The 19931-nt window shown below is 42.0% G+C and carries 21 protein-coding genes; all 21 read left to right on the top strand.

What is annotated here, in order from left to right:
• Nucleotides 1-26: 26 nt before the first annotated feature.
• Nucleotides 27-1049, top strand: coding sequence for a signal recognition particle-docking protein FtsY (gene ftsY / locus ACFVS1_RS13525; protein WP_352921494.1), 1023 nt, complete (start codon nucleotides 27-29; stop codon nucleotides 1047-1049).
• 213 nt (nucleotides 1050-1262) lie between these two features.
• A complete protein-coding gene (locus ACFVS1_RS13520; RefSeq protein ID WP_034313718.1) occupies nucleotides 1263-1595 on the top strand; it encodes a putative DNA-binding protein in 333 nt (110 codons plus the stop codon).
• A gap of 11 nt (nucleotides 1596-1606) precedes the next feature.
• Nucleotides 1607-2947, top strand: coding sequence for a signal recognition particle protein (ffh, locus tag ACFVS1_RS13515; RefSeq protein ID WP_101224630.1), 1341 nt, complete (start codon nucleotides 1607-1609; stop codon nucleotides 2945-2947).
• A gap of 153 nt (nucleotides 2948-3100) precedes the next feature.
• Complete coding sequence (gene rpsP, locus ACFVS1_RS13510) at nucleotides 3101-3373, top strand: 30S ribosomal protein S16 (RefSeq protein WP_275730449.1); 273 nt, start codon at nucleotides 3101-3103, stop codon at nucleotides 3371-3373.
• 13 nt (nucleotides 3374-3386) lie between these two features.
• Nucleotides 3387-3617 (top strand): KH domain-containing protein, encoded by a 231-nt coding sequence (locus tag ACFVS1_RS13505; protein WP_048684915.1) that lies wholly within the window; start codon nucleotides 3387-3389, stop codon nucleotides 3615-3617.
• Nucleotides 3618-3826: 209 nt separating this feature from the next.
• Nucleotides 3827-4213: a YlqD family protein gene (locus tag ACFVS1_RS13500; RefSeq protein WP_034313711.1), complete on the top strand. Its 387-nt coding sequence runs from the start codon at nucleotides 3827-3829 to the stop codon at nucleotides 4211-4213.
• 10 nt (nucleotides 4214-4223) lie between these two features.
• Nucleotides 4224-4742 (top strand): ribosome maturation factor RimM, encoded by a 519-nt coding sequence (gene rimM / locus ACFVS1_RS13495; RefSeq protein ID WP_214750782.1) that lies wholly within the window; start codon nucleotides 4224-4226, stop codon nucleotides 4740-4742.
• Nucleotides 4742-5476 carry a tRNA (guanosine(37)-N1)-methyltransferase TrmD gene (trmD, locus tag ACFVS1_RS13490; protein ID WP_387548058.1) on the top strand — a complete coding sequence of 245 codons (735 nt, stop codon included), beginning with the start codon at nucleotides 4742-4744 and terminating at the stop codon, nucleotides 5474-5476. The genes rimM and trmD overlap by 1 nt, the downstream gene beginning before the upstream one ends.
• 130 nt (nucleotides 5477-5606) lie before the next feature.
• Nucleotides 5607-5954: a 50S ribosomal protein L19 gene (rplS, locus tag ACFVS1_RS13485; RefSeq protein ID WP_034313702.1), complete on the top strand. Its 348-nt coding sequence runs from the start codon at nucleotides 5607-5609 to the stop codon at nucleotides 5952-5954.
• Between the two features lie 216 nt (nucleotides 5955-6170).
• Nucleotides 6171-6731 (top strand): signal peptidase I, encoded by a 561-nt coding sequence (lepB, locus tag ACFVS1_RS13480; protein ID WP_387548055.1) that lies wholly within the window; start codon nucleotides 6171-6173, stop codon nucleotides 6729-6731.
• 17 nt (nucleotides 6732-6748) lie between these two features.
• The gene (ylqF, locus tag ACFVS1_RS13475; RefSeq protein ID WP_241591136.1) at nucleotides 6749-7621 is read left to right on the top strand and encodes a ribosome biogenesis GTPase YlqF; all 873 of its coding nucleotides are present in this window, start codon (nucleotides 6749-6751) and stop codon (nucleotides 7619-7621) included.
• A gap of 170 nt (nucleotides 7622-7791) precedes the next feature.
• The gene (locus ACFVS1_RS13470) at nucleotides 7792-8574 is read left to right on the top strand and encodes a ribonuclease HII (RefSeq protein ID WP_387549349.1); all 783 of its coding nucleotides are present in this window, start codon (nucleotides 7792-7794) and stop codon (nucleotides 8572-8574) included.
• Between the two features lie 13 nt (nucleotides 8575-8587).
• The gene (locus tag ACFVS1_RS13465; protein ID WP_387548052.1) at nucleotides 8588-10507 is read left to right on the top strand and encodes a hypothetical protein; all 1920 of its coding nucleotides are present in this window, start codon (nucleotides 8588-8590) and stop codon (nucleotides 10505-10507) included.
• Entirely contained in the window at nucleotides 10504-10776 is a 273-nt protein-coding gene (locus ACFVS1_RS13460) for an EscU/YscU/HrcU family type III secretion system export apparatus switch protein (protein WP_387548049.1), read from the top strand. The genes ACFVS1_RS13465 and ACFVS1_RS13460 overlap by 4 nt, the downstream gene beginning before the upstream one ends.
• A 492-nt stretch (nucleotides 10777-11268) precedes the next feature.
• Nucleotides 11269-12429, top strand: a complete 1161-nt coding sequence (gene sucC / locus ACFVS1_RS13455) for an ADP-forming succinate--CoA ligase subunit beta (protein ID WP_241591139.1) — start codon at nucleotides 11269-11271, stop codon at nucleotides 12427-12429.
• Between the two features lie 18 nt (nucleotides 12430-12447).
• On the top strand, nucleotides 12448-13350 hold the full coding sequence (gene sucD, locus ACFVS1_RS13450) for a succinate--CoA ligase subunit alpha (protein ID WP_387548046.1): 903 nt from the start codon (nucleotides 12448-12450) through the stop codon (nucleotides 13348-13350).
• Nucleotides 13351-13470: 120 nt separating this feature from the next.
• Nucleotides 13471-14337, top strand: a complete 867-nt coding sequence (gene dprA / locus ACFVS1_RS13445; protein ID WP_387548043.1) for a DNA-processing protein DprA — start codon at nucleotides 13471-13473, stop codon at nucleotides 14335-14337.
• A gap of 267 nt (nucleotides 14338-14604) precedes the next feature.
• Nucleotides 14605-16680 (top strand): type I DNA topoisomerase, encoded by a 2076-nt coding sequence (gene topA / locus ACFVS1_RS13440; RefSeq protein ID WP_387548041.1) that lies wholly within the window; start codon nucleotides 14605-14607, stop codon nucleotides 16678-16680.
• Nucleotides 16681-17108: 428 nt separating this feature from the next.
• Nucleotides 17109-18416: an FADH(2)-oxidizing methylenetetrahydrofolate--tRNA-(uracil(54)-C(5))-methyltransferase TrmFO gene (gene trmFO / locus ACFVS1_RS13435; RefSeq protein WP_352921477.1), complete on the top strand. Its 1308-nt coding sequence runs from the start codon at nucleotides 17109-17111 to the stop codon at nucleotides 18414-18416.
• A 59-nt stretch (nucleotides 18417-18475) separates the two neighbouring features.
• Nucleotides 18476-19378, top strand: coding sequence for a tyrosine recombinase XerC (gene xerC / locus ACFVS1_RS13430; RefSeq protein ID WP_352921475.1), 903 nt, complete (start codon nucleotides 18476-18478; stop codon nucleotides 19376-19378).
• A gap of 20 nt (nucleotides 19379-19398) precedes the next feature.
• Nucleotides 19399-19926, top strand: coding sequence for an HslVU peptidase proteolytic subunit (gene hslV, locus ACFVS1_RS13425; protein WP_048684874.1), 528 nt, complete (start codon nucleotides 19399-19401; stop codon nucleotides 19924-19926).
• The last annotated feature ends 5 nt before the right edge of the window (nucleotides 19927-19931 follow it).

Genomic DNA, 19931 nt, shown 5'->3' with positions numbered 1-19931 from the left:
ATTCATGAATTAGAGGAAGTGGGACAATGAGTTTTTTCAAAAAGCTAAAAGAGAAATTTACGACCCAGGAAGAAAAAGAAAAAGAAAAATCAGTTGAAGCAGAAGTATCCATAGGGGAAAAATTCAAGCAAGGTTTGACAAAGACAAGGAACTCCTTTACTGGAAGGGTTAATGAACTTGTTGCCCGTTATCGGAAAGTGGATGAGGACTTTTTTGAAGAACTTGAAGAAATCCTGATACAGGCTGATGTAGGCTTCGATACTGTGATGGAACTGATTGATCAATTGAAAAGGGAAGTCAAGCTTCGCAATATCTCTGATACGAGGGAAGTGCAGTCCGTTATTTCCGAAAAGCTTGTTGAAATCTACCAAGGTGATGATGAAGCGACTTCAAATCTGAATATACAAGAAGAAGGTTTGACGGTCATTTTGTTTGTAGGGGTGAATGGGGTAGGTAAAACGACGACTATTGGTAAACTTGCCCATAAATTCAAAACAGAAGGAAAATCTGTCGTATTGGCTGCAGGGGATACCTTCCGTGCCGGTGCGATTGAACAGCTTGAGGTTTGGGGAGAGCGTGTCGGTGTCAGTGTTATCAAACAGGGTGAAGGATCTGACCCTGCTGCGGTCATGTTCGACGCCATTCAGGCCGCAAAGGCACGTAAAGCGGATATCCTGATCTGTGACACTGCCGGTCGCTTGCAGAATAAAGTGAATTTAATGAAGGAATTGGAAAAGGTGAAACGGGTAATTGAACGTGAAGTACCAGGTGCACCGCACGAGGTGTTGCTTGCCCTTGATGCTACAACTGGACAAAATGCCCTCATTCAGGCCAAGACATTCAAGGAAGTGACCAATGTTTCCGGTATTGTTTTAACAAAGCTTGATGGCACCGCAAAAGGCGGAATTGTATTGGCCATTCGCAATGAATTGGCCATTCCCGTTAAATTTGTCGGGCTAGGTGAAAAAATGGACGATCTACAGGAATTCGATGCTGAGAAATATGTTTATGGCCTTTTTGCCGATATCATCGATAAAGAAGAGGTTTAAGAAATTGTAAGCCAGAAGAGATCATTCTCTTCTGGTTTTTTGTTCACTGTGCACATTAGGGAAACAATTGCATAAAAGTCTAAAAAGCGGAAAAAGAAAAAAATAAAGCTTTGCAAGCAAGTGGTAAGGAGTTTAACTTGACATCAAATAAACAAGGCTTTACAATATAAACTTGTAAAGGGTTTTCACTTAACAGCAGGGAGGCTTGCTAAGATGCTTGAAAAGACAACGCGGATTAATTATTTGTATGACTTCTACCAATCGTTGTTAACAGAGAAGCAGCAGAGCTACATGTCCCTCTACTATCTGGATGATTACTCTCTTGGCGAGATTGCCGATGAATACGAAGTCAGTAGGCAGGCAGTCTATGATAATATAAAAAGAACAGAAGCGATGCTTGAGGAATATGAAGCAAAGCTATTGTTATTTCAAAAATTTCAAGAGCGTAACCAGTGGATTGCGAATATGAAGGGACTCATAGAAAAGGAATCCTTTTCAAAAGAGAAGCTGCTAGACGCAATCACAACGCTTGAGAAGTTGGATTAGGAGGCGGCAATATGGCATTTGAAGGATTGGCCGACCGACTGCAGAGCACGATGCAAAAGATCCGTGGAAAAGGGAAAGTCAACGAAGCGGACGTTAAAGAAATGATGCGTGAGGTTCGATTGGCCCTGCTTGAAGCGGATGTTAACTTTAAAGTCGTGAAGGATTTTGTAAAACGTGTCAGTGAACGTTCGGTAGGTCAGGAAGTGCTGAAAAGCTTAACCCCCGGTCAACAGGTAATAAAGGTAGTCAAGGAAGAATTGACGGAGCTGATGGGCGGCGAACAAAGCAAGATTGCCGTTGCCTCGAAACCGCCGACTGTCATCATGATGGTAGGTCTTCAAGGTGCAGGTAAAACGACGACCACCGGAAAGCTTGCCAATCTTCTAAGGAAAAAATACAACCGCAAGCCATTGCTCGTTGCGGCTGATATTTACCGTCCGGCGGCGATTAAGCAGCTTGAAACACTTGGCAAACAATTAAGCATGCCTGTTTTCTCCCTTGGGGACCAGGTCAGTCCTGTTGAAATTGCCAAACAGGCAATTGAAAAAGCTAAGGAAGAACATCATGATTATGTGTTGATTGATACTGCAGGCCGCCTTCATGTTGATGAAAACTTGATGGGCGAACTGAAAGATATCAAAGAGTTGACAAAACCAGATGAAATCTTCCTGGTTGTCGATGCGATGACCGGTCAGGATGCGGTCAATGTAGCCCAAAGCTTCAATGAACAGCTAGGCCTGACAGGAGCCGTATTGACGAAACTTGATGGGGATACACGTGGTGGTGCGGCACTCTCGATTCGTTCAGTCACCAACACGCCGATTAAATTCGTCGGTATGGGTGAGAAATTGGATGCACTTGAGGCTTTCCATCCAGAACGGATGGCGTCAAGGATCCTCGGCATGGGTGATGTATTGACCCTTATCGAAAAGGCGCAGGCCAATGTAGATGAAGAAAAAGCGAAAGAATTAGAGAAAAAGATGCGTACAGCCACTTTTACCTTTGATGATTTCCTTGATCAGCTCGGTCAGGTGCGGAATATGGGACCGCTTGATGATATTCTGAAAATGATTCCCGGTGCGAATAAAATGAAAGGGATGGACAACCTTCAGATCGATGAGAAACAAATCGGTCATGTTGAAGCTATCATCCGTTCAATGACAACGCATGAAAAGGAACATCCGGAAACCATGAATGCCTCCCGCAAGAAACGGATTGCCAAAGGAAGCGGCAGATCGATTCAGGAAGTGAACCGTCTACTGAAGCAATTCGAAGAAATGAAAAAGATGATGAAACAGGTTACGAACATGCAAAAAGGAAAGAAAAAGGGATTCAAATTCCCGTTCATGTAAGGTTTATTTTAGGTCAAAACTAAGGTGAAATACGGGTCGAAGCCATGTATTTCAACACTTTTTTTACCTGTTAAGAAAAAAACCTTTACAAACATGCAAGACATTTGATATTATACTATCTTGTGTGAAACTATTCGGAGGTGCTTATTTAAAATGGCAGTAAAAATTCGCTTAAAACGTATGGGAGCTAAAAAATCTCCTTTCTATCGTATTGTAGTTGCAGATTCTCGTTCACCACGTGACGGACGTTACATTGAAGTGGTAGGAACTTATAACCCGGTTGTTCAACCAGCAAAAGTTGAAATCAACGAAGAGCTTGCTCTTAAATGGTTACAAGATGGAGCTAAACCATCTGATACAGTTCGTAACTTATTCTCAACACAAGGCATCATGGAAAAATTCCATGTTGCAAAAAACAGCAAGTAATCGACGGTAGTTGATGAAAGCACTGATTGAAACGATTGTTTCAGCACTTGTGGATTATCCGGAAGAGGTCATCGTGACCTCCAAGGAAGAATCCGACCGGATTGTTTATATCCTCTCCGTTCATAAAGAGGATATGGGCAAGGTGATCGGTAAACAAGGGCGTGTTGCTAAGGCGATTCGGACTGTGGTATATGCAGCAGGATCTTCACAGCAGAAGAAAATCTATTTGGAGATTTCCGAATAAGGAGGGTTAATACCCCTCCTTTTTTTGTACTTCAAGAAAGCTTAGATCCCAATTAATCAAATTCGGGCTTTAAACTTTACGCCTTTTAAGACGCATCTTTTACCGATTTACGTTATACTTAAGAGAATGACCCCCATTTCAAAAAGATTACCCCATCATACATATTTTTAGAAGGATATACGAAATCATAGATAATAGGAGGTGCTGGAATGAAAATTCTCCAAAATGTAATCGTTAACCAAGTATTAACGGAATCCAGCAAGAATCAGCTCCTCGAGAAATACAAGTCAAAACGCCTTCAGCTTCAAAAAGAAAGTGAACAACTTCGCTTTGAACTGAAAAAACTTGAAAAAACAAGAACTCTCCAACCTGCTAGTCTCCGTGCTCATTTTGAAAAAGAAATAAATCAGAGGCAAGAAAAAATTAAACTGCTTGAATTTCAAATGGAGCAGTTGGAGATCCTTCCCGCCGGAAGTGAATTGAAGGAACGGGAAGTTCAAAGTATCATTGATGTGGAAATTGGGGCAGATTGGGACGAAATCATGGCAACGAAGACCATTGTCATTAAAGATGGAATCGTCTCGGAAATTCGTTAGAGGTGAAAGAATGGAAAAATGGTTTAATGTAGGTAAAATTGTCAACACACATGGTCTTTTAGGAGAAGTCCGTGTTATTTCTTCAACAGACTTTCCAGAAAAACGATACAAAGTAGGAAATACTCTGTATTTGTTTAGGGACACTGAGAAAAAACCTTTGCCGCTTGTCATCAGGTCGCATCGCACCCATAAAAACTTTAACCTATTGACGTTCGAGAACTATTATAACGTCGGACAAGTCGAGGCTTTTAAAAACGGGGTCCTTAAAGTCAAGGAAGCACAGCTTGGTAAATTGGACGAAGGTGAGTTCTACTTCCATGAAATCATCGGCTGTTCGGTATTTACGGATGAGGGCATGGAAGTTGGGGAAATCATTGAGGTTCTTACGCCTGGTGCAAATGATGTTTGGGTCATAAAGAAAGCTGGCAGTAAGGACATTCTGATTCCGTATATTGAACAAATTGTAAAAGAAGTGGATATTTCCGCTAAAAAGGTCATCATTACACCGATGGAAGGACTTTTAGACTGATGAAAATCGATGTGCTTTCGCTTTTTCCAGAAATGTTCGAAGGGGTATTTGGTTCGTCAATCTTAAAAAAGGCTTCGGAAAAGCAGGCTGTCAGCTATAAGGTGACCAATTTCCGAGATTATGCAGATAATAAGCATTCGACGGTAGATGATTATCCGTATGGCGGCGGTGCTGGAATGGTATTGAAGGCACAGCCGATCTTTGATGCCGTGGAAGCTCTTAAAGGGCAAACTGAGCTAACCCCAAGGGTAGTCCTGCTTTGCCCCCAGGGAGAGCGTTACACGCAGAAAAAAGCCGAAGAGTTGGCTGAAGAGGAACATCTCATTTTCATTTGCGGGCATTATGAAGGGTATGATGAGCGGATCCGGGAGCATGTCGTCACTGATGAAATATCGATAGGTGACTTCGTGCTTACAGGCGGGGAATTGGGCGCAATGGTCATTATTGACAGCGTTGTGCGCTTGCTGCCTGGCGTTCTTGGAAATGTTGACTCCCCGATTCTTGATTCGTATTCTTCTGGTTTGTTAGAGCATCCACATTATACTAGACCTGCAGATTTCCGTGGGATGAAAGTTCCCGATCCGCTAATATCCGGGAATCATAAGAAAATCGATGAATGGCGGATGAAAGAATCCCTGCGCAGAACCTGGATTCGACGTCCGGATTTGCTCGATAGTTATGAACTATCGGAAGTCGAAGAAAAATTATTGTCCGAGATTAAAAAAGAAGACTGATGTCTATTGCATAGACGTTTATAGTATGATAGGATATACCTTGTGACTTGGGCAAAATGCTCAGTCTTATAACGATGTTCCGCTGCAAACAATAAGTATTTGCAAGAGCGTCCAGGAGGAGTTGAAATCGATGCAAAATCTTATTAACGAAATCACAAAAGAACAACTTCGCTCAGATCTTCCATCATTCAGACCTGGTGACACAGTACGTGTACACGTAAAGGTTATTGAAGGAACTCGCGAACGTATCCAGTTGTTTGAAGGCGTTGTAATCAAACGTCGTGGCGGCGGAGTTAGTGAAACTTTCACAGTACGTAAGATCTCTTACGGCGTTGGAGTAGAACGTGCTTTCCCTGTTCACACACCAAAAATTGCGAAACTAGAAGTTATCCGTCACGGTAAAGTACGTCGTGCGAAACTTTATTACCTACGCGAACTTCGTGGTAAAAAAGCACGTATTAAAGAAATTCGTCGTTAATTCTTCGAATATCTTCATGCGGGTTTACCATGATCCACATAAGGTGAATAACCAAACAGTATCATGCAAAAAGGGAGCTTGTTTATCAGGCTCCCTTTTTGCACTTTAAGAAACGATGAATACACTTACGGTGAAAACTATATAGAATCCTGCTCGCTATAGCGTCCGCAACATGTTAAAATAATTGTTGATATGCTTCAAAAAGGGTGGGTAAGGATGGCGAAAAAGAAAAATGAATTGTGGGAATGGACAAAGGCGGTCATAATCGCGGTTATAGCGGCGACGTTGATTCGTTATTTCCTTCTGGCTCCTATTGTGGTGGACGGTAATTCCATGATGCCGACATTAAAGGATACCGACCGCATGATCGTTAATAAAATTTCCTATTCGATTGGCGAACCGAAAAGATTCGACATTATCGTTTTCGAAGCTCCAGAAGGCAAGGATTACATAAAGCGGGTCATCGGGTTGCCAGGGGAAAAAGTCGAATATAAAAATGATACTCTTTACGTGAATGGAAAAGCTTATGATGAGCCATACTTGGATGAATATAAAGAACAATTGATTGATGGCGGGGACTTGACGGAACCTTTTACATTAAGTGATGTCATAGATCAAGAAAAGGTGCCTGAAGGCCACCTATTTGTCCTGGGGGATAATCGCCGTTTTAGTAAGGATAGCCGCCATATTGGCGTAGGTGTCGTTCCTTACGATAAAGTGTTAGGAAAAACTAAATTAGTTTATTGGCCGATCGAAGACTTTCGATTGGCGGAATAGTAGGAAGGTGCATTCCATTGACAATACAGTGGTTCCCTGGCCATATGGCCAAAGCAAGACGGGAAGTAACAGAGAAATTAAAACTGATCGACATCATCTTTGAACTTGTGGATGCCCGGATACCGGCATCTTCAAGAAATCCGATGATCGATGAAATCATTCAGCATAAACCGAGGGTCATCCTTTTAAATAAAGCTGATATGGCCGATCCTGTAAAAACGAATATGTGGCTTGAACATTATAAATCGCAGGGGAAAACGGCGATTGCCATTAACTCACAGGCGGGAAACGGTTTAAACCAGATTACAGCTGCTTCAAAAAAACTTTTAAAAGAGAAATATGAGCGGATGGAATCAAGAGGAATAAAGCCGAGAGCGATCCGTGCCATGATAGTCGGCATTCCGAACGTGGGGAAATCGACTTTGATCAATCGACTTGCCAAAAAGAACATTGCCAAAACAGGGAATACACCTGGCGTAACGAAAGCGCAGCAATGGATAAAAGTTGGCAAGGAATTGGAATTGCTCGACACGCCGGGGATTCTCTGGCCGAAATTCGAGGATCAAGAAGTAGGCTTGAAGCTTGCGTTGACAGGTGCGATTAAAGATACGATTTTAAACTTGCATGAAGTTTCATTATACGGCCTTCGCTTTTTGGAAAAAGAATATCCGGATAGGTTGAAATCCCGTTATAACCTGGATGTAATTCCGCAGGAAACGCTCGAATTGTTCGATGCGGTCGGAAAGTTCAGGGGCTGTTTAGCATCTGGGGGCTTCATCGATTATGACAAAACCGCAGAGTTGGTCGTACGTGAAATCCGTTCAGAAAAGATGGGTCCGCTTACGCTAGAGGTCCCTTTGGATTATGAAGAGAATGATATCCCCGAATAACATTAACATTAGCCTGATTGTTGAAGACAATCAGTGAAAAGGATTGATACGGAGCTGGAGTTGGAAGTCGAAAAGGCTTACTCTTTTTGATGTCTCTTTTCCGCTCCGTATTTTTGTCTGTAGAAAGGGAGCAAGGCTGCCGATAATTAATATGATGGGTGATAACGATGATAACCGAAATGAGCATTAAGGAAATCTCCTCAAAGTTAAAGACAATAAGAGAGCCCGAAGATTTATTTTTACAGAAGTGCCGGGAGGACGGACGAAAGGGAGTAACCGACTTAGTAAGCAAATGGCAAAGAGCTTATGAAAAAGAACAACAGGTAAGGGATGCTTTCACGGAAATGACGGAGTTTGAACGGCGATTGCGAAAACAGGGGTTTTCCATTCTGGCTGGTATTGATGAAGTCGGAAGAGGACCTCTTGCAGGACCAGTTGTGACGAGTGCAGTCATCTTGCCTGAATCTTTTTATTTGCCAGGGCTTAATGATTCTAAAAAGATTCCAGAGGCAAAAAGGGAACTGTTTTATGAAATGATTTTTAAAGAAGCACTATCCATAGGTGTAGGTGTTGTACATAGCGAAGTAATTGATGAAATCAATATATATCAAGCTACGAAAAAGGCAATGGTGGCCGCATTGAACGACCTGTCGGAACTTCCTGATCATTTGTTGATCGATGCAATGGAACTGGATGTGCCGATTCCGCAGCTTTCGCTCATAAAGGGGGACGCAAGAAGCATTAGCATCTCTGCGGCATCCATAATAGCGAAAGTGACCCGTGATAGAATGATGAAGGAATATGGTGAGAAATATCCGGAATTTGGTTTTGAAAAGCACATGGGTTACGGGACAAGCCAACATTTAGAAGCGCTCGACACGCACGGGCTTACACCTTGGCATAGAAGAAGTTTTGCACCAGTTAAGGAAATAGCTGCACGAACGAAGGATTAAGGGGGGGTGTGTGGTGCAATCCATAACAGGCGGACAACCGTTACCTTCACCGATTGAAATAAAAGGAACTGCGAGTTGGAAAAACGGGCAAATCCTTTTCGGGAAGGTGAATAAGGTTTTACCTAACCGAACGGCCGAGGTACAGATTGGCCATCAAAAAATGATTGCCACTCTAGATATCCCGCTTCGAACAGGAGAAAGGCATTGGTTTAAAGTGCAGCACCCAATTGAGGGGGGGCTCGTGTTAAAAGCTTTAAATGCCCCCGATTTGAACGATTCCGGCATAAAGGGAACGGCTGCAAAATTAATCGCTCATCTCGGCATAACGCCCGAACCGTCCGCAACGAAGCTTGCCGAATATCTCCTGACAAATCGCCTCCCGATAACCAAGGAAACTTTTCAGCCCGCCATGCAATGGTTAAAAGCTGCTGATGCTGCAGAAGTCGGTCTGCCTGTAATAAAAACGATGTTCATTCAGCAATTGCCTTTTGTAAAAGATGTATTTGAAGCATTATTTACACAGTTCAAAGGTGAACCTTTCCACAAACTCCTCAGTAGCTTCAAGCAAAAGCTGGAGGATAGTGGAGCAGTGACGAGGACTGCCGTCAAGCTTATGGAAGTATTGGACTCTTTACATGTTGCTAAACAGGACCAGCTTCAACAAATCGGTTTGCAAAAACTAGTGACCACTTGGCTGGATTCCGATTCAACGCCAGAAATGAAATCCGGTGCATTTTCCCTACTTCAAAAGACGGGTTTCATACCAAAGGGAATGACGGAATCTGTTTTTCTGGAAAATTTAATTGATGGAGCTGAGGCTAGGGCAGGTATTGCTAAGAATTCAGCGGTTGATAAATTACACCAAGGATTGCAGCTGCTTTCCGAGGCAAAAAGCGGAGCATTTGCAAAAGTTGAAGAGATCGATACTGCTATTAATCGCATATTGAACGGTCATGAACAGGTGGGGGCAAAACTGCCAATTAATATTCACTCGATGCCGAGAAAAAACATTCCTGCAGAAAAACTTTCCTCTCTGGCCTTTCATTTACTCCGGGGTTCCTTTATCGAAGCAACAGCTAAAAAGGCAGTAGGCGAAAAAAAGGAAGTGAATGACCTTATAGGCTACATGAATAAGGACACAGATCAAGTAGCTGAGTCGAAGGGTAAGGTGGCTGAATTATTGTTTCAGGCGCTTAATAGGCTTCCTGAGGCCCAATACGCTAAGTTTAATGAGAAGCTGGTCCTTTCACATGTATTGGAAGCTGAGTTTCAAACAATCGATTTCACCGACGGACCTTCTGTTGCACATCAACTGAAAGAAATGACCAAGATCCTTGGTCTTCAGCTGGAACATGCACTCATTAACCTTTCAGCGGTTGATATGGAGGAATTCCCAAAGGATCTGGAGACACTTAAACCGCTGCTGCTTAAATTGCTGAATGAGCAAATTTCGGCATCTACGAAGGAGATGGCAGAACAAATCCTAAATCGGATTACTGCGCAACAGATCCTTTCACAGGGAAATGGACCGATTCAGCATTTACTTCTTACACTTCCACTCAATCTGGGGTCTGCTCAAACGGACCTGACTTTACAATGGAGCGGAAGAAAAACAAAAGATGGCAAAATTGACCCGGATTACTGCCGTGTCCTATTTTATTTAGAATTGGAACGCCTTAAAGAGACGGTCATCGACATGCAGGTTCAAAACCGAATCATCAAAGTGACGGTCGCCAATGGGAATGGCGCTGTCCTTGAAGAGGCAGCCGGCCAATATCTTGACATCCTGAGAGAGAACCTCGAAAAAATGGATTACCGATTGTCAGGGGTTTCCTTTGTACATCCTGTGAATGAAAAAGAGCGGGATCATGGGGTGAAACCGGTTCCTTTTTCAGTAGCCGGTTCGTATAGTGGAGTGGATATTCGAATATGATGAATGATAAACGAAAAGAAGCGATTGCCTTAAGGTATGATCAAAAGACATCCAAAGCGCCCGTCATATTGGCGAAGGGAAAAGGTAAAACTGCTGAAAAAATTCTGGAAAAGGCGAAGAAACTGGATATACCTGTCCAAAGGGACGAATCGCTTGCTGCACTTTTAGGTCAATTGGATATAAATCAAACGATTCCGGAAGAATTGTATGGAGCTGTTGCAGAGGTATTCGCATTCATTTATAAAGTTGACAAGGACATGAATCGATAGTTTCTTAATTTATCCAGGTGGTATCACTAAATGGATCACTGTTATTTTATGTAGAATATTAGGGAAATCACTGACGAATTTTCATTATATTAAAAGAATAATAACGTATTTGCAAAAGGACAAGGCCATGGCTTTGTCCTTTTGCTTTTCCTTTGGGCAAAGACAAGGATAATTGTGATTTTTCAATGAAAGGACTTCTGAATTATTATGTTGAAAAGGCTTTCAAGGAAGTGTTTTTAGAAGATTAATTCACTGTGATGATTTTTTTGAAAATAGATTTTCAGAACTAAAATATATGAATTTAATAAGAAAAAACACAACGGAGAAGAAGGTTTTCTCCATTTTAATCAAGGATATAGAAGTATATTATAATAATATTTTAAAAATTATGTGAAAGAAAATTATGCACGAAGGAGAATTTTGTTGTAATATAGTAGAGAAATCACGCATTAAATTCCAAAGTTGTTTTTTAGTAGATAAGGAGGATGGGAAATGAATATCCATGAGTATCAGGGGAAAGAGATATTACGACAATACGGGGTATCCGTTCCAAATGGCCGGGTTGCCTTTACTGTTGATGAAGCAGTGGAAGCAGCGAAGGAGTTAGGTACGGAAGTTGTTGTCGTAAAAGCTCAAATTCATGCGGGTGGCCGCGGGAAAGCCGGCGGAGTCAAGGTAGCGAAGAATCTTGATGAAGCACGTACATATGCAGAAGAGATTCTTGGCAAGACGTTGGTGACCCATCAAACAGGTCCTGCAGGCAAGGAAGTTAAGCGTTTACTTATTGAAGAAGGCTGCGACATTACAAAAGAATATTATATCGGGCTGGTCCTTGACCGTGCTACGGACAGTGTCGTATTGATGGCTTCTGAAGAAGGCGGAACGGAAATTGAGGAAGTGGCCGAAAAGACACCAGAGAAAATTTTCAAAGAAGTAATCGATCCGGTTGTCGGCCTGACTGGTTTCCAGGCACGGAGGATTGCATTCAATATCAATATTCCGGCTCCACTTATAAATAAAGCTTCCAAACTGATGGTTAACTTATATACAGCTTTCGTTGATAAAGATTGCTCAATCGCAGAAATCAACCCATTAGTAGTAACGGGCGACGGCGATGTAATGGCGCTTGATGCTAAATTGAACTTCGATGATAATGCGATTTACCGCCATAAAGACATCGCGGAGTACCGTGACTTGGATGAAGAGGATGCGAAAGAGATTGAAGCATCTAAACATGGCCTTAGTTACATATCGCTTGACGGAAATATCGGATGCATGGTTAATGGTGCCGGTCTTGCTATGGCGACGATGGACATCATTAAACATTATATGGGAGATCCGGCTAACTTCCTTGACGTTGGTGGCGGCGCCACTGAGGAAAAAGTGAAAGAGGCTTTCAAAATCATCCTTTCCGATCAAAATGTTAAAGGCATATTCGTTAATATCTTCGGAGGAATCATGAAATGTGACATCATCGCTACAGGCGTCGTGGCTGCTGCTAAAGAGCTTGGCCTGGATGTCCCTCTTGTTGTTCGTCTTGAAGGAACGAATGTGGACCTTGGCAAAAAAATTCTAAAAGAGTCAGGTTTAAATATTACGTCTGCTGAATCAATGGCAGATGGAGCACAAAAAATAGTATCACTTGTAGGATAATAGGCAGGGGGGAACATAATGAGCGTTTATATTAATAAAGATACGAAAGTGATCGTTCAGGGAATCACTGGTGCAACAGCATTATTTCATACAAAACAAATGTTGGAATACGGCACGAAAATCGTTGGAGGAGTCACTCCGGGTAAAGGTGGAACAGAAGTGGAAGGGGTACCTGTATTCAATACGGTTTTCGAAGCTGTCACTGAAACCGGAGCGAATGCATCTGTTATCTATGTACCGGCTCCATTTGCTGCCGACGCAATTCTAGAAGCCGTAGACGCAGAACTTAATCTTGTCATTTGTATCACGGAACATATTCCTGTCCTGGATATGGTCAAGGTGAAGCGCTACATGGAAGGCAAAAAAACTCGCTTGATCGGACCGAACTGCCCAGGTGTCATTACTCCTGAAGAGTGTAAGATTGGTATCATGCCAGGGTATATCCACAAAAAAGGCCATGTAGGTGTAGTTTCACGTTCGGGAACTTTGACGTATGAAGCCGTTCACCAGTTATCGCAAGCAGGCATTGGACAGTCTACGGCTGTCGGCATCGGTGGAGATCCCGTTAACGGAACGGATTTCATTGATGTTTTGAAAGCGTTCAATGAAGATCCGGAAACACATGCGGTGATCATGATCGGTGAAATCGGTGGAACGGCAGAAGAAGAAGCAGCAATCTGGGTGAAGGAAAATATGACTAAGCCAGTTGTTGGTTTCATTGGTGGCCGTACGGCTCCAGCCGGTAAACGCATGGGTCATGCCGGTGCCATTATCTCAGGAGGAAAAGGTACTGCTGACGAGAAAATCCGCGTTATGAACGAATGTGGAATTAAAGTTGCCGAAACTCCATCCGTAATGGGTGAAACATTGATCTCCGTCTTGAAAGAAAAAGATATTTACGAACCTTGTAAAACACATTGATTCAAGCTGGGCCGACCTTTTTTTGGGTCGGCCTTTTTTCCCCTCCAATTTCCTCGGGAGACACCAAGTACATCACTATCAACCTATTTTTAAAAAATATCCGATTAGGGGCGTTTTCAATTGAATAAAAAAGAAAAGTTAATCCATCTCCATCATTGCCGCGGAGCAGGATGGAGAACAATCCAAATCATCATGTCCAAAGACCCATCATTATCTTCCCTGTTCACGACGAATCACGCTGAATGGGCAAAAATGCTCCCTATCCCTTCAAATAAGCTCAACCCCTTTCTCAAAGATTTACATTCCCTCCATACCATCGATAAACTTAAAAGATACGAAGATAACCAAATTCATTGTTTAACGATCTTTGATGATGATTACCCTTTTTTGCTGAAGCAAATATTCGATCCTCCGTGGGTTCTTTATTTTAAAGGCGATAAGAGGCTTTTAACAAGTAAGAATACGCTAGGTGTTGTTGGAACGCGTAAGCCAACCTCGTATGGTCTGGAGGCCTTAAAAACGATTCTAATACCGCTTGTAAAGAAAAAGTTCGTGATCATAAGTGGAGTGGCGGCTGGAATCGATGCAGAGTCACATAAGATCACATTAAGTGAAGGCGGAGATACGATTGGGATATTAGGAGGGGGACTTATGCAAATATATCCAAAATCCAATATACCCCTTGCTGAAGAAATCATTGAAAAAGGCTTGCTTTTATCTGAGACTCCACCGGAATTGAGGGCGGAACCATGGATGTTTCCGCTTCGGAATCGAATCATCAGTGGATTATCACAGGGAGTCTTCGTGGTCGAGGCAAAAGAAAGAAGCGGATCCCTTATTACGGCCCAAGCTGCATTGGAACACGGCAGGGATGTGTTTGCGCTTCCTGGTAATGTTACGAGCCCTGAATCGCTGGGGACCAATCAATTGATTTCTGATGGTGCCAAACTTGTTTTGAGTGCCAGGCAGATCGAGGAAGAGTTTTGAACAATATAATATAGAAGATAGACGGAGAATCAAACGGAAAAATAATGAAAAAAAGGTGGTTTTTTAAAAGGATGGGTTGAATTAATAGACAAAAAGGTTGAAAATATTGTAAAACTGTTATAAGTTTTGCAAATGGCACCTCTTGTCAAAATACCTATAATTAAATGAATCAGTAAGCTTTGAAAAGTAAAGAGGTGTTGACAAATGATTTTTGAATGATTAATAATAGTGAAGATTTATATTACCTCTTTGAGGAGGATTTATTGGATGTCAGAATACTTAGTGATTGTGGAATCGCCCGCAAAGGCGAAAACGATAGAACGTTACTTAGGAAAAAAATATAAAGTAAAGGCTTCCATGGGGCATGTACGCGATTTGCCTAAAAGTCAAATGGGTGTCGATGTTGAACATGAATATGAACCTAAATATATAACTATCCGCGGCAAAGGCCCGGTTTTAAAAGAATTGAAAACAGCTGCAAAAAAAGCGAAAAAAATCTATCTCGCGGCTGACCCCGACAGGGAAGGGGAAGCCATTGCCTGGCATTTGGCTCACAGTCTTGATGTTGACGTTAACTCAGATTGCCGCGTGGTATTCAATGAGATCACGAAAGAGGCTATCAAAGAATCATTTAAATCACCGAGGCCAATAAATATGAAATTGGTTGATGCCCAGCAGGCAAGAAGGGTATTGGATCGTTTGGTCGGATACAATATAAGCCCGCTTTTGTGGAAAAAGGTGAAAAAAGGCTTAAGCGCGGGACGGGTCCAATCAGTTGCTGTACGGATGATCATTGACCGGGAGAAGGAGATCAAAGATTTTACCCCTGAAGAGTATTGGACAATCAAGGCTGATTTTATAAAAGGAAAAGAACAGTTTGAAGGTTCCTTCTTCAGCATTAGCGGTGAGAAGAAGGAGTTGAATAACGAAGAGGACGTCAAAAAAGTGCTTGCTTCTTTAAATGGCGGCGAATTCACGATAGGAGCTGTGGCAAAAAAAGAAAGAAGGCGCAATCCAGCCGCTCCTTTTACGACTTCTTCCCTGCAACAGGAAGCGGCACGTAAATTGAATTTCCGTGCAAAGAAAACCATGATGCTTGCTCAGCAGCTTTATGAAGGAATCGAGCTTGGCAAGGAAGGTACAGTCGGGTTAATCACTTATATGAGAACCGATTCGACCCGGATTTCCGATGTTGCGAAAGAGGAAGTTCATACCTTCATTCAAAATAATTATGGTAAAGATTATGTTCAGGTTGAACAGCGTAAAGAGAAAAAACAGACTAATGCCCAGGACGCCCATGAAGCGGTCAGGCCAACAAGTACATTACGTGAACCGAGTGTAGTCAAGGAGTTCTTATCCAGAGATCAATTCCGTCTTTATAAATTGATTTGGGAACGATTCGTTTCTAGTCAAATGTCTTCGGCGGTCATGGATACGATGAGCATCGACTTGCATAACGGGGACGTCATCTTCAGGGCAACTGGTTCGAAAATTAAATTTCCGGGTTTCATGAAGGTATATGTTGAAGGGTCCGATGACTCGGTGGAAGAAAAGGAAAATGCACTTCCGGATGTAAAAAAAGGGGATCAATTCTTTTCAAAAGATATCGAGCCGAAGCAGCATTTCACACAGCCTCCGCCCCGATATACGGAAGCCCGTCTTGTCAAAACCCTAGAGGAACTGGGAATAGGCCGTCCTTCCACATATGCTCCTACCTTGGATACAATTCAAAAACGAGGCTATGTTACTTTGGATAATAAACGGTTCATACCGACGGAGCTTGGTGAGATCGTTCTTGAATTGATACGCGAATTCTTCCCGGATATTCTTGATGCAGAGTTCACTGCCAAGATGGAACAGGAATTCGACAGCGTCGAGGAAGGCAGTATCGAATGGATAAAGGTCATCGATGAATTTTATAAGGAATTTGCAGTTCATTTGGCTAAAGCCGAAGTCGAGATGGAGAAAATTGAAATCAAGGATGAACCTGCAGGTGAAGATTGCGTGGAATGCGGACATGGGATGGTCTTTAAGATGGGGCGTTACGGAAAGTTCATGGCATGCAGTAATTTCCCGGATTGCCGTAACACAAAGCCAATCGTTAAAGAAATCGGTGTTAAATGTCCAAAATGTAAAGAAGGAAACATCATTGAAAGGAAAAGTAAAAAACGCCGCATATTTTACGGGTGTGATACCTATCCTGGATGTGACTTCATATCTTGGGATAAACCGCTGCCGCGGAGTTGTCCAAAATGTGAAGGGACACTTGTTGAGAAAAAACTCAAAAAAGGCGTCCAGGTACAGTGCATGGATTGTGATTTCAAAGAATTGCCCCAAGCATAGAAAAGACCGTGAAATCGTTTACTATCACTGTGAACTATCGAAAAAACCTAAAGATAAATTGACTCGGCATCTGCCGAGTTTCTTTATGTTCAGGAAAGTATGATATCATGATAGTAAGTGGATTTACTTCAAAGAAGACAATGGATAAAGCTTGAAACTTTTTTATTTAAGCCATGTGATGTAAAATTCAGTGGACAAGTACATTCTTTTAAAGATATAATTCCTATTTGTGTCCGTTCCCCTTCTTAGAAGCAATGGATTGCAGGTAGAATACGGCTATTATATGGCATATTCTTTAAATGATCGTTAGCAGGAATGAGTATTTCGGGTATAAATACATAGGTATCGTTAAAAATGAAACTTTTATGAAAGCAGTTTTAATGATAAATGATCCTGTCTTATCATATCTATACATGGAGGTTCGAAAAATGAAAGAAACAAAAGTAAGTGTAATCGGTGCCGGGCTTGCTGGAAGTGAAGCGGCGTGGCAGTTAGCTAAAAGAGGAATTAAAGTCGATCTATATGAAATGCGCCCTGTAAAACAAACGCCAGCCCATCATACCGATAAATTCGCTGAACTTGTTTGTTCCAATTCACTTCGGGCAAATACGTTAACAAATGCAGTTGGTGTATTAAAAGAAGAAATGCGTATTCTGGATTCGGTCATCATGTCCGCAGCGGATGCTTGTGCTGTACCGGCTGGCGGTGCTTTAGCTGTTGATCGTCATGAATTTGCCGGTCTTGTTACGGAAAGGGTCAAAAATCATCCAAATGTAACGGTCATCAATGAAGAAGTGACGGAAATTCCGGAAGGTCCTACCGTCATTGCAACCGGTCCGCTAACAAGTCAGTCACTATCTGACAGTTTAAAGCAAATCATGGATGAAGAATACTTGTACTTCTATGATGCTGCCGCACCAATTCTTGAAAAAGACAGCATCGACATGGATAAAGTATATTTGAAATCCCGCTATGATAAAGGTGAAGCAGCTTATCTGAACTGTCCGATGACGGAAGAAGAGTTTGACCGCTTTTATGAAGCATTGATTGCTGCTGAAACAGTTCCACTTAAAGAATTCGAAAAAGAAATCTTTTTTGAAGGCTGCATGCCCATTGAAGTGATGGCATCACGCGGGAAGAAAACGATGTTATTTGGTCCATTGAAGCCTGTTGGCTTAGAAGATCCAAAAACGGGAAAACGTCCTTTTGCAGTAGTTCAATTGCGTCAAGATGATGCTGCAGGAACACTTTACAATATTGTTGGTTTTCAGACACATCTGAAATGGGGGCCGCAAAAAGAAGTATTGCAGCTCATTCCTGGATTGGAAAATGCGGAAATTGTCCGTTATGGAGTTATGCATCGAAACACTTTCATAAACTCACCTAATGTTTTGAAGCCTACGTACCAATTCAAGAATCGGGATGATTTATTCTTTGCCGGTCAGATGACTGGCGTCGAAGGATATGTAGAATCGGCTGCATCGGGACTGGTTGCAGGTATCAATGCTGCAAGGATCGTCCAAGGATTGGATCCTATCATTTTCCCTGCAGAGACGACGATGGGCAGCATGGCAAGGTACATAACTTCGACGAATGGTAAGAGCTTCCAGCCGATGAATGCCAACTTTGGATTGCTTCCAGACCTTGAAGTGAGAATCAAATCCAAAAAAGAGCGGAATGAAACGCATGCTAAACGCGCTTTAGACACAATTCAGAACTTTGTGAAAAATTTGTAAAATATTTGCCTGCTGTTTTAAAGTATGATACTATTTATTAGCCTTTGCGAGGTGTTTCCATGATTAATCAAAAAAAGGCATTATCATCCTTCATCGAATATTTACAAATTGAAAAGAACAGTTCACATTACACCATTGAAAATTACAAACGTGATATTCACGAATTTTTTCTGTTCCTTAATGAACAGGGCATTGAGGACTTCACGTCCGTTGAATATCTTGATGTCCGGTTATATTTAACGAATTTATATGAGAAAAAACTTTCTAAGCGCACTGTAGCAAGAAAAACTTCTTGTTTGCGGAGCCTTTATAAATTTTTACTGCGTGAAGGTGATGTTAAGGATAATCCTTTTTCTCTTGCTTCTTTACCTAAAAAGGATCAAAGACTGCCACGTTTTCTCTATGAGAAGGAAATGGATCAGTTGTTTTCTTCTTTAAAGAAAGATTCACCGATAGGAATAAGGAATAATGCCTTACTGGAATTATTGTATGCTACAGGCATTCGCGTAAGTGAATGTTGTGATATTAAACTGCAGGATATCGATCTTTCCTTAGGGACAGTACTGATCCATGGAAAAGGAAAAAAAGATCGCTACGTTCCGGTTGGTAGATATGCACAGGAAGCGATAGATTTATACATACGTACAGCCAGGATGGAATTGACTTCGTCTGACGCCAAGGCGCATGTTTATTTATTTGTTAATTTTCGTGGAGACCCTCTGACACCTAGGGGAGTTCGCTATATATTGAATGAATTGATTAAAAAGTCAGCCGCAGATGGAAGTCTTCATCCCCATATGCTAAGGCATTCGTTTGCTACACACCTATTGAATAATGGGGCGGACATTCGCACGGTTCAAGAATTGCTTGGTCATTCTAAAATTTCATCAACGCAAGTGTATACGCATGTTACAAAAGACCAATTGAAAAAAGTCTACAATGCATCACATCCGCGGCCTTAAATGTTGAAAGGGGACACTTTATGACAACGATATTTGCAGTGCATCATAAAGGTGAATGTGCCATGTCCGGTGATGGGCAGGTTACTTTAGGAAATTCAGTAGTGATGAAGCATACAGCGAGGAAAGTAAGGAAAATCTTTAATGGTAATGTCCTTGCAGGTTTTGCAGGTTCCGTTGCAGATGCTTTCACTTTATTTGAGATGTTCGAAGCAAAACTTGAAGAGTATAATGGCAATCTTCAGCGCGCTGCCGTCGAAATGGCAAAGCAATGGAGAAGTGACAATGTATTGAGGAAGCTTGAAGCCATGCTAGTCGTGATGGATAAGAACCATTTACTGCTCGTTTCTGGCACCGGGGAAGTAATTGAACCGGATGACGGGATCCTCGCCATAGGATCGGGAGGAAATTATGCATTGGCTGCCGGAAGGGCATTAATGCGGTTTTCCAGCGACCACTTATCGGCAAAGGAAATCGCTCAATCATCTTTACAAATTGCAGCGGAAATTTGTGTATTTACAAATACGAATATAATCGTGGAAGAGTTGTAAGGAGG

The organism is Peribacillus sp. NPDC058075 (assembly GCF_042885195.1).
GTDB lineage: Bacteria > Bacillota > Bacilli > Bacillales > DSM-1321 > Peribacillus.
This window is presented reverse-complemented; position numbering and strand designations above follow the sequence as displayed.